The sequence below is a fragment of the Streptomyces boluensis genome (assembly GCF_009908195.1).
Classification (GTDB): domain Bacteria; phylum Actinomycetota; class Actinomycetes; order Streptomycetales; family Streptomycetaceae; genus Streptomyces; species Streptomyces boluensis.
Window position 1 is genome coordinate 1 of record NZ_JAAAHS010000309.1, and the last position, 9,380, is coordinate 9,380.

Annotated in this window: 12 protein-coding genes and 1 tRNA gene; 6 read left to right on the forward strand and 7 right to left on the reverse strand. The window is 68.0% G+C overall.

Going from position 1 to position 9,380, the window contains the following annotated elements:
- Window positions 1-78 precede the first annotated feature (78 nt).
- Complete coding sequence (locus tag GUY60_RS28680) at window positions 79-426, reverse strand: GroES family chaperonin (protein WP_161702976.1); 348 nt, start codon at window positions 424-426, stop codon at window positions 79-81.
- A 43-nt stretch (window positions 427-469) separates the two neighbouring features.
- Window positions 470-796: a DUF3618 domain-containing protein gene (locus GUY60_RS28685; RefSeq protein ID WP_161702978.1), complete on the reverse strand. Its 327-nt coding sequence runs from the start codon at window positions 794-796 to the stop codon at window positions 470-472.
- Window positions 797-962: 166 nt separating this feature from the next.
- Between GUY60_RS28685 and bcp the strand changes: the two genes are divergently transcribed.
- The 4 genes from bcp (at window position 963) to GUY60_RS28705 (ending at window position 3,023) form a co-directional block, all read left to right on the forward strand.
- Entirely contained in the window at window positions 963-1,430 is a 468-nt protein-coding gene (gene bcp, locus GUY60_RS28690; RefSeq protein ID WP_161702980.1) for a thioredoxin-dependent thiol peroxidase, read from the forward strand.
- Window positions 1,431-1,584: 154 nt separating this feature from the next.
- Window positions 1,585-2,241 carry an HNH endonuclease signature motif containing protein gene (locus tag GUY60_RS28695; RefSeq protein WP_161702982.1) on the forward strand — a complete coding sequence of 219 codons (657 nt, stop codon included), beginning with the start codon at window positions 1,585-1,587 and terminating at the stop codon, window positions 2,239-2,241.
- Complete coding sequence (locus tag GUY60_RS28700; RefSeq protein WP_161702984.1) at window positions 2,238-2,906, forward strand: HNH endonuclease; 669 nt, start codon at window positions 2,238-2,240, stop codon at window positions 2,904-2,906. Before GUY60_RS28695 ends, GUY60_RS28700 begins: the two co-directional genes overlap by 4 nt.
- Before the next feature lie 34 nt (window positions 2,907-2,940).
- Window positions 2,941-3,023: transfer RNA gene (locus GUY60_RS28705), tRNA-Leu, on the forward strand.
- A 53-nt stretch (window positions 3,024-3,076) separates the two neighbouring features.
- Here GUY60_RS28705 and rdgB read toward each other — a convergent pair.
- The 4 genes from rdgB to GUY60_RS28725 all read right to left on the reverse strand — a co-directional run bounded on the left by rdgB (window position 3,077) and on the right by GUY60_RS28725 (window position 5,404).
- A complete protein-coding gene (rdgB, locus tag GUY60_RS28710) occupies window positions 3,077-3,679 on the reverse strand; it encodes an RdgB/HAM1 family non-canonical purine NTP pyrophosphatase (protein WP_161702986.1) in 603 nt (200 codons plus the stop codon).
- Between the two features lie 71 nt (window positions 3,680-3,750).
- Complete coding sequence (locus GUY60_RS28715) at window positions 3,751-4,146, reverse strand: hypothetical protein (protein ID WP_161702988.1); 396 nt, start codon at window positions 4,144-4,146, stop codon at window positions 3,751-3,753.
- 89 nt (window positions 4,147-4,235) lie between these two features.
- A complete protein-coding gene (rph, locus tag GUY60_RS28720) occupies window positions 4,236-4,988 on the reverse strand; it encodes a ribonuclease PH (protein ID WP_161702990.1) in 753 nt (250 codons plus the stop codon).
- 128 nt (window positions 4,989-5,116) lie between these two features.
- On the reverse strand, window positions 5,117-5,404 hold the full coding sequence (locus tag GUY60_RS28725; RefSeq protein ID WP_312866465.1) for a PTS sugar transporter subunit IIB: 288 nt from the start codon (window positions 5,402-5,404) through the stop codon (window positions 5,117-5,119).
- Between the two features lie 164 nt (window positions 5,405-5,568).
- Here GUY60_RS28725 and GUY60_RS28730 point away from each other — a divergent pair, with 164 nt between their 5' ends.
- Window positions 5,569-6,810 (forward strand): PTS transporter subunit EIIC, encoded by a 1,242-nt coding sequence (locus tag GUY60_RS28730; RefSeq protein WP_161702994.1) that lies wholly within the window; start codon window positions 5,569-5,571, stop codon window positions 6,808-6,810.
- Between the two features lie 329 nt (window positions 6,811-7,139).
- Window positions 7,140-8,363 (forward strand): PTS transporter subunit EIIC, encoded by a 1,224-nt coding sequence (locus tag GUY60_RS28735; protein ID WP_161702998.1) that lies wholly within the window; start codon window positions 7,140-7,142, stop codon window positions 8,361-8,363.
- 97 nt (window positions 8,364-8,460) lie between these two features.
- Here GUY60_RS28735 and GUY60_RS28740 read toward each other — a convergent pair whose 3' ends face one another.
- Complete coding sequence (locus tag GUY60_RS28740; protein ID WP_161702996.1) at window positions 8,461-9,213, reverse strand: MBL fold metallo-hydrolase; 753 nt, start codon at window positions 9,211-9,213, stop codon at window positions 8,461-8,463.
- Between the last annotated feature and the right edge of the window lie 167 nt (window positions 9,214-9,380).

Sequence of the window (9,380 nt, forward strand, 5' to 3'; positions counted from 1 at the left end):
GAGAGGGCCCGGCGGCCAAAACCGCCGGGCCCTCACCCGTACACATGCAAGAGAAGCACTACAGGCCGCTACGAACCGCTACAGATACAACCCCGTGGAATCCTCAGACCCCTCGAAACGGTCCGCGGCCACCGCGTGCAGATCACGCTCACGCATCAGGACGTACGCCACGCCCCGCACCTCGACCTCGGCCCGGTCCTCCGGGTCGTACAGCACCCGGTCACCCGGCTCCACCGTCCGGACGTTCTGCCCCACGGCGACCACACCCGCCCAGGCGAGCCGCCGGCCCACGGCCGCGGTCGCCGGAATGACGATGCCGCCCGTGGAACGCCGCTCGCCCTCGGCGATATCGGTCCGCACGAGCACCCGGTCATGCAGCATCCGGATGGGCAACTTGTCGTGGTGTTCCTGGCTGTTGGCGCTCACACCCCGAACCTACCTGCCCGCACGCCCACCGCGTGCCGCCGGGTCAGCGTCGCTTACGGCGCGAGGACAACGTGAGCAGCCCCACCACCGAGACCACGACAAGCGCCATCGGAACGACCCGATCGAGCCGCGGCGCACCCTCGGCGTCCACGAACCTGGCCTTCACGTCGCTGACGGCCCGGTTGGCGCAGACGTACGCGCGGCCGACGGTCTGGTCGACCGAGCTCGCGACGCGCGCCTTGGCATCCCCGACGATCGTCTTCGGATGTACGCGTACACCGATCTCGTCGAGGGTCTCGGCCAGCTGGGCACGCCGCCGCTTGATGTCCGCCTCGATCTCAGCGGGGGTCCTGGCCTGAGCATCCGACACCGCGCTGCCTCCGTGTGGTCGCGTTCCGTCGTCGTGGTGGACAGTCTGTCAGCTCCGCACCGAACGCACCGCACAGCACCCCCATTACGCTCTCCCCGTACGCCCGTACATATGGACCAGTCCGGCGACACCCGCGACACCCGCACTTCATGAGGAGAGACCGCAGATGAGCGAGCGCCTGCAGCCCGGCGACACCGCCCCCGCCTTCACCCTGCCCGACGCGGACGGCAACGAGGTCTCGCTCGCGGACCACAAGGGCCGCAAGGTCATCGTGTACTTCTACCCGGCCGCCCTCACCCCCGGCTGCACCAAGCAGGCCTGCGACTTCACGGACAACCTCGACGTCCTCGCCGCCGCCGGGTACGACGTCATCGGCGTCTCCCCCGACAAGCCGGAGAAGCTCGCGAAGTTCCGCGAGAAGGAGAACCTCAAGGTCACGCTGGTCGGCGACCCGGACAAGACCGTCCTTGAGTCCTACGGCGCCTTCGGCGAGAAGAAGCTGTACGGCAAGGTCGTCACGGGCGTCATCCGCTCCACGATCGTCGTGGACGAGGCGGGCAAGGTCGAGCACGCCTTCTACAACGTGAAGGCCACGGGCCACGTAGCGAAGATCATCCGGGACCTGGGCGTCTGAGCCCTCCCTTCTTCCGTACGGAACGGCCCGCACCACTTGCAGAAGTGGTGCGGGCCGTTCCGCATATCGGTGCATGTGGGACGTAACTGTCCGATAACCGGTTCGTTACTCCGTACGAGATCGCGAACACGCGGTCGACACGGGAGGGGAACCGATGAAGCCAGTCAGCCCATACACGAAGCAACGACTCGAGGAGGCGGCTCGGGGCGCACGGACGCTGTCGGAGGCGCTGGAGCGGTTGGGAGTGGATCCGCGGAGCTCCACGCGGCGCTACATAGCGGAGCGCATGAGGAAACTGGGCGTGGACACGTCGCACTTCGAGCGGGAGGGAGTGAAGTGGACGCGGGAAGTCCTGCAGGCGGCAGTCTCGGCGTCCACAACCGTGGTGGAGGTGCTGCACCACCTCGGGCTTGAGGCGGTGGGCGGCCACCACACGCACATCAGCCGCAGGATCAAGGCCTACGGGATCGACACCTCGCACTTCCAGATACCGTCACGCCGCGGCGAGACGCGACGCCCCCGAACGCCGGAGGCGTTGCTCGTCGAACAGCCGGCGGATCGTGCGCGACGCATAGGGAGCGATCGCCTCCGCCGGGCGATGACGGCTTCGGGGATCCCGGAGTGTTGTGCCCGGTGCGGCACGGGTCCTGTGTGGCGAGGCCACCCGCTGCCCCTTGAGGTCGATCACATCGACGGCAACTGGCGCGACAACAGGATCGAGAACCTCCGGCTCATGTGCCCCAACTGCCACTCGACTACGGACAGTTACCGGGGTCGAGGCAAGGCACGTCGCAACAGGGGAACGCGATGAGCGACCGGATCGAGTACACCCGCGAACGCCTCGCACAAGCTGCTGCCGAGTGCTCCAGCATCGACGAGGTCATCGAGTTCTTCGGCACCCGGCCGTACGACACACTCCGGCGCTATCTGTTCAGGCGCTTCGACCATTTCGGGATCGACGTCTCGCACGTGCACCGGCCACGCCGGGGCAAGGGCGAGCTGGCCAAGCCGCCGGCCCCTGAGCTGCGCCGCGCGGTGGAGGGCTCAACCTCCATTGCCGGTGTGCTCCGTTCCCTGGGCAGGGCGCCCTACAGCGGACGTCAACGTGCGCTGCTCCGCGCGTGGGTGGCAGAGGACGGCCTGGACGCCTCGCACTTCCTCGGACAAGCGCATCAACGCGGAAACCCGGGTCCGACGCCCGTCAAGGGGCCCGAGGAAATCCTGGTGCAGCACGACGGCAAGCAGCGGACGAGAGCCAAGCTGCTACGTCGAGCCCTGCACGAAGTCGGCGTACCGGAGGAATGCGCCGACTGCGGCACCGGACCCGAATGGCTCGGCGATCCCATGACCCTGGAGGTCGACCACATCAACGGCGACTGGAGCGACGACCGCCGGGAGAACCTGCGGTTACTGTGCCCCAACTGCCATGCGGTCACCAGCACATGGTGCCGAGGCGGACGCCGCAGGCCCTCGTAGGCGCGTACCAGACAAGCGGTACCATGGCGGCCACGCGGCCGTGGCGAAATGGTATACGCGAGGGCCTTAGAAGCCCTTGGGCGAGAGTCCGTGAGGGTTCGAATCCCTCCGGCCGCACCCTAAACGGCCTGCGAATCGAAGGATCGGCTCGCAGGCCGTTTTGCGTGGCCTCAGCCCAACAACTCCCGAACCACCGGCACCAGCGCCCGAAACGCCTCCCCCCGATGGCTGATCGCATTCTTCTCGGCCGCGCTCAGCTCCGCACAAGTGCGACTCTCCCCCTCCGGCTGGAGGATCGGGTCGTACCCGAAGCCGCCCGAGCCCGACGGCTCGTACCGCAGCGTGCCGCGCAGTTGGCCCTCGACGACGCGTTCCGTGCCGTCCGGGAGGGCGAGGGCCGCGGCGCAGGCGAAGTGGGCGGATCGGTGGGCCTCGTCGATGTCCGACAGCTGGGCGAGGAGGAGTTCGAGGTTGGCGGTGTCGTCGCCGTGGCGGCCGGCCCAGCGGGCGGAGAAGATGCCGGGGGCGCCGCCGAGTACGTCGACGCAGAGGCCGGAGTCGTCGGCGACGGCAGGGAGGCCGGTGGCCTGGGCGAGGGCGTGGGCCTTGAGGAGGGCGTTCTCGGCGAAGGTGACGCCGGTTTCCTTGACGTCGGGGATGTCCGGGTAGGCGTCGGCGCCGACGAGGTCGTGGGGCAGTCCGGCGTCGGCGAGGATCGCCTTGAGCTCGGTGATCTTTCCGGCGTTGCGGGTGGCGAGGATCAGGCGTGTCATGCGTCGATTATCGGCGTCGTGCGCCGGGTGGTGGTGGCGGGCCCGTGGGCGTCGCCACCACCTGTCGGGCGTTACGGCTTGCAGGCCTTGGTGAGTTCGCCGGTGGCGTCGGTGACTCCGGAGACGTCGGGTGTGGGGTCGCCGTTCTTGATGGCCTTGCGGACTTCGTCGACGGACTTGGTGAGGTCGTCGACGGCCTTGCCGACGTCGGCGTTGTCGGTCTTGTCGCCGATCTCGCCGAGGTTCTTGTCGATCTTGTCGAGTGCCTTCTCGGCTTCGAGGGGGTTGTCGGCGGCGCTCTCCACGGCCTGCTGGAGGTCGGACGCGCTCTGCGCGATGGCGTCGGCGGTCCGTACGCAGTCGAGTGCCGTGTCGACGGCGCTGCAGCCGATGGCGAGCGGCGCCACAAGGGCCACCGCGGCGGTGGCGAGGGTGATGCGTGCGGTACGTCGGCGGCGCGAGGCCATGAACGGTCCCTCCCTGGCTGTGCCCGGACGGTGGGTGGATGTGGTGTGTCCGGGCTGGTCTTCGTACCTCTATGAACGCGTGGTTGCGGTCAGTTGGTTGCGCCGCCGGGTGTGATGGTCGCCTCGAGGGCCTTGCGCTGGAGTGTGGCGAGTTCGTCGCAGCCGGCGACGGCGAGGTCGAGGAGGGCGTTGAGTTCGTCGCGGGCGAAGGGTTCGGCTTCGGCGGTGCCCTGGACCTCGACGAAGCGGCCGTCGCCGGTGCAGACGACGTTCATGTCGGTGTCGGCCTTGACGTCTTCTTCGTAGCGGAGGTCGAGGAGGGGGGTTCCGTCGACGATGCCGACGCTGACGGCGGCGACGGTGCTGGTGAGGGGGGTGGCCTTGGGCTTGATGAGCTTCTTGCCCTGGGCCCAGGTGATGGCGTCGGCGAGGGCGACGTAGGCGCCGGTGATGGCGGCGGTGCGGGTGCCGCCGTCGGCCTGGAGGACGTCGCAGTCGAGGACGATGGTGTTCTCGCCGAGGGCCTTGTAGTCGATGACGGCGCGCAGGGAGCGGCCGATGAGGCGGCTGATCTCGTGGGTGCGGCCGCCGATCTTGCCGCGTACGGATTCGCGGTCGCCGCGGGTGTTGGTGGCGCGGGGGAGCATCGAGTATTCGGCGGTGACCCAGCCTTCTCCGCTGCCCTTGCGCCAGCGCGGGACGCCTTCGGTGACGGAGGCGGTGCAGAAGACCTTGGTGTCGCCGAAGGAGACGAGGACGGAGCCTTCGGCGTGCTTGCTCCAGCCGCGTTCGATGGTGACGGGTCGGAGCTGGTGCGGCGTGCGGCCGTCGATACGAGACATGCGCTCGACCCTATCGCCCGTGGGGCGGGGCGATTCTCAGGGTGGATCGCCCGTGCTGCAGGCCGAAGGCCCCGTACTGCCGTGGTGGGTGGCGGTGCGGGGCCTTCGGGTGGTGAGCCGGTGTCAGCTCACATCATGTCTTCGATGTCTGCGGCGATGGGGTCGGCGTCGGTGCCGATGACGACCTGGATCGCGGTGCCCATGCGGACGACGCCGTGGGCGCCGGCGGCCTTGAGGGCGGTTTCGTCGACCTTGTCGGGGTCGATGACCTCGGTGCGGAGGCGGGTGATGCAGCCCTCGACCTCTTCGATGTTCTCGATGCCGCCCAGCCCGGCGACGATCTTCTCAGCCTTAGTGGCCATGTCCTTCTCCCTGCTTTCACGGGCTTGTTCGGCCCACCATGGTCCGGTTCGCACCGTAACCCACGTTTGGCGCACGTTCGCGAGCGATAGCCCATTAGGTGCCGAATGATGACGCTCAGCGGCGTCCGCCGGAACATCGGCAGCGTATCGGTACCCCGCACTGGTCTACACCAGTATCCAACGACCGCCAAATTGTGGCTTGTTCCGGGAGGGGCGCGATGAGTTCGGAAGCTTCCGCGGCGAGGGCGAGACCCGGTAAGAGCTGGAAGCAGATCGTTCTGGGTGGTCTGCAGAAGCTGGGCCGCAGCCTTCAACTCCCGGTCGCCGCGCTGCCCGCGGCGGGTGTGCTGCTGCGTCTCGGGCAGGACGACGTGTTCGGCAAGGACGGGCTCGGCTGGGACAAGCTCGCGGCGATCTTCGCGGGTGCGGGCGGCGGCATCCTCGACAACATGGCGTTGCTGTTCTGCGTGGGTGTCGCGATCGGTTTCGCCAAGAAGGCGGACGGTTCGACCGCGTTCGCGGCGGTGGTCGGGTACATGGTCTTCAACAACGTGCTGATCAAGGCGTTCGAGGACGATGTGACGGGCCAGGCGACCAATCCCGGGGTGCTCGGCGGTGTCGTGGTCGGCCTGATCACGGCGAAGGTGTGGGAGAAGTACCACCGCACGCGACTGCCGGACTGGCTGGGCTTCTTCAGTGGGCGGCGGTTCATTCCGGTGCTGATGTCGTTCATCAGCGTCGGGCTCGCGGTGATCTTCGGGTACGGGTGGCAGCCGATCGGCGACGCGTTCAACGCGTCTGCGGAGACGCTGTCCAGTTGGGGCGCTTGGGGTTCGGGCATCTTCGGTGTGGTCAACCGGGCACTGATCCCGTTCGGTATGCACATGCTGTTGAACACGTTCGCCTGGTACCAGTTCGGCAGTTACACGAAGCCGGACGGCACGGTGGTGCACGGAGACGTGTTCCGGTTCATCGCGGGCGACCCGGACGCCGGGATGTTCACGACCGGCTTCTACCCGATCATGATGTTCGCGCTGCCGGCGGCCTGTCTGGCCATCGCGCACTGTGCCCGTCCGGACCGCCGCAAGGTGACGCTCGGCATGATGATGTCGCTCGCGCTGACGTCGTTCGTGACCGGGGTGACCGAGCCGATCGAGTTCTCCTTCGTCTATCTCGCCCCGGCGCTGTACGCGATCCACGCGCTGTTGACCGGTGTCTCGATGGCGGTGACGTGGGCGCTGGGCATCCGGGAGGGGTTCACGTTCTCGGCGGGCCTGTTCGACTACGTACTGAACTGGAATCTGGCGACGAAACCGGCGCTGCTCATTCCGGTCGGGCTCTGTTTCGCGGTCGTCTATTACGTGCTGTTCCGGGTCGTGATCACCAAGTTCGACCTGAAGACGCCGGGCCGGGAGTCGGACGAGGAGATCGCCGAGATGGACCGGGAGAACTACAAGTAGCGGGACAACTACAAGTAGCGGGGCAACGGGTCGTACGGCTGGTTCCGCTCGGCACCAAGGGCCCGGATCGCGCACGGCGATCCGGGCCCTTGGTCATCTATGCCTGTTTGTTATCGGGGCAACAGAAGTCACGGGTTCCTTATCCCGTCCTCACCGTGTTACAACAGGTCTACACCACTAAGTGGTGTAGACCACGCGGCCTTGGCGCCGCGTCCCCTGAGCGACGCCGCCGTCCCCACTCTCATCCTCTGGCGGCGCCATGCCCACTGGAGGAAGTTGTGACCACGGCTGCCGCACCCGCGGCCGACAAGAAGAAGGGCGCCGGCCTGATGGCCGTGCTCCAGCGCATCGGCCGCAGCCTCATGCTCCCGGTCGCGGTCCTGCCGGCCGGCGCACTGCTGGTCCGCCTCGGCGCGGACGACATGCTCGGCAAGGAGTCCCTGCCGGACTTCGTCAACAAGATCGCCGGTTACATGGCCGCGGGCGGCGGTGCGCTGCTCGACAACATGCCGCTGCTGTTCGCCGTGGGCATCGCGATCGGCTTCGCCAAGAAGTCCGACGGCTCCACCGCGCTCGCCGCGGTCACCGGCTACCTGGTCTTCCAGAAGGTGCTCGGCACCTTCACCGACCCGAACCTGCCGAAGGTCGAGGAGGTCGTCGACCACAAGGTCGCCCTCGTGGACGCGCCCGTGGACGCCAAGGTGCTCGGCGGTGTCGTCATGGGCATCGTGGTGGCGCTGCTGTACCAGAAGTTCTACCGGACCAAGCTGCCCGACTGGGCCGGCTTCTTCGGCGGCCGCCGCCTCGTCCCGATCCTGTCGGCCTTCGCGGGCCTGGTCATCGGCGTCGTCATGGGCTTCATCTGGCCGGTGCTCGGCGCGGGTCTGCACAACTTCGGTGAGTGGCTGGTCGGTTCGGGCGCGGTCGGCGCGGGCATCTTCGGTGTCGCCAACCGTGCGCTGATCCCGGTCGGCATGCACCACCTGCTCAACTCCTTCCCGTGGTTCCAGGCCGGTTCGTACGAGGGTGCCGACGGCACCGTGAACGGTGACATCGCGCGCTTCCTCGCCGGTGACCCGAGCGCCGGGCAGTTCATGACCGGCTTCTTCCCGATCATGATGTTCGCCCTCCCGGCGGCCTGCCTCGCGATCACGCACTGTGCCCGTCCGGAGCGCCGCAAGGTCGTCGGCGGCATGATGTTCTCGCTCGCGCTCACCGCGTTCGTGACCGGTGTGACCGAGCCGATCGAGTTCACCTTCATGTTCATCGCGCCGGTCCTGTACGCGATCCACGCGGTCCTCACCGGTGTCTCCATGGCGCTGACCTGGGCGCTCGGCATGAAGGACGGCTTCGGCTTCTCGGCCGGCGCGGTCGACTACGTCCTCAACCTGGGTATCGCGTCCAACCCGTGGGGCCTCGCCCTGGTCGGCCTCTGCTTCGCGGCGGTCTACTACGTGGTGTTCCGCTTCGCGATCACCAAGTGGAACCTGCCGACGCCGGGCCGCGAGTCCGACGAGGAGCTCGCCGAGCTGCTGAAGGCGGAGGCCAAGTAGCGGTAGCTACAGCTCACTGAACGGGACGAAGGGCCCGGCCGTCGCGATCGACGGCCGGGCCCTTCGTACGTTGCCTGCTGGGTCCTGGCCCGGTGCCCTAGAGCTCGTACGTCGCGCCGGGCGCCGCGAGCTCGACCGGGCCGTCGTACGTCGCGCGGGCGTCGTCGAGGTTGATCTGCGGGTCGGTCCACGGCGGGATGTGGGTGAGGACGAGCCGTCCGGCACCGGCGCGGCGTGCGGTCTCGCCGGCCTCGCGGCCGTTGAGGTGCAGGTCGGGGACGTCTTCCTTGCCGTGCGTGAAGGACGCCTCGCAGAGGAACAGGTCGGTGCCGTCGGCGAGTTCGTCGAGGGCCACGCAGGTGCCGGTGTCCCCGGAGTACGTGAGCGACTTGCCGCCGTGCTCGACGCGGATCCCGTACGCCTCCACCGGGTGCTGGACCTTCTCGGTGCGCACGGTGAAGGGGCCGATGTCGAAGGTGGCGGGCTTCAGCGTGTGGAAGTCGAACACCTCGCTCATCGACGAGGGGGAGGGCGTGTCCGCGTACGCCGTGGTCAGTCGCTGTTCGGTGCCTTCGGGACCGTAGACCGGGATGGCGTCGCAGCGGCCGCCCTCGTGCCGGTAGTACCGGGCGACGAAGTACCCGCACATGTCGATGCAGTGATCGGCGTGCAGATGGCTGAGGAAGATCGCGTCGAGGTCGTAGAGACCGCAGTGGCGCTGCAGCTCGCCCAGGGCGCCATTGCCCATGTCGAGGAGCAGCCGGAAGCCGTCGGCCTCGAGGAGGTAGCTCGAGCAGGCGGAGTCCGCGGACGGAAACGAGCCCGAGCAGCCGACGACGGTGAGCTTCATGGAGACGGGAACCTCCGTGCTGGCGGAAAGGACGGGGGTTGTGCGGTCCGTCGAGCGTAAGGCGCAAAAGCCCGCGTCACTCCTCCGGGCCGGGCTGTTGTGGGGGAACTCACCCGCCCTGTCACCGGATCGGGCGGCCCCCTCGGCGTGGTGCGGTGGGCGGGGGC

Bases quoted from the DNA above. Each gene is read 5' to 3' on its own strand.
- bcp (WP_161702980.1), top strand. From the start codon at position 963: ATGAGCGAGCGCCTGCAGCCCGGCGACACCGCCCCCGCCTTCACCCTG.
- GUY60_RS28695 (WP_161702982.1), top strand. From the start codon at position 1,585: ATGAAGCCAGTCAGCCCATACACGAAGCAACGACTCGAGGAGGCGGCT.
- GUY60_RS28700 (WP_161702984.1), top strand. From the start codon at position 2,238: ATGAGCGACCGGATCGAGTACACCCGCGAACGCCTCGCACAAGCTGCT.
- rdgB (WP_161702986.1), bottom strand. From the start codon at position 3,679: ATGACACGCCTGATCCTCGCCACCCGCAACGCCGGAAAGATCACCGAG.
- GUY60_RS28715 (WP_161702988.1), bottom strand. From the start codon at position 4,146: ATGGCCTCGCGCCGCCGACGTACCGCACGCATCACCCTCGCCACCGCC.
- rph (WP_161702990.1), bottom strand. From the start codon at position 4,988: ATGTCTCGTATCGACGGCCGCACGCCGCACCAGCTCCGACCCGTCACC.
- GUY60_RS28730 (WP_161702994.1), top strand. From the start codon at position 5,569: ATGAGTTCGGAAGCTTCCGCGGCGAGGGCGAGACCCGGTAAGAGCTGG.
- GUY60_RS28735 (WP_161702998.1), top strand. From the start codon at position 7,140: ATGGCCGTGCTCCAGCGCATCGGCCGCAGCCTCATGCTCCCGGTCGCG.
- GUY60_RS28740 (WP_161702996.1), bottom strand. From the start codon at position 9,213: ATGAAGCTCACCGTCGTCGGCTGCTCGGGCTCGTTTCCGTCCGCGGAC.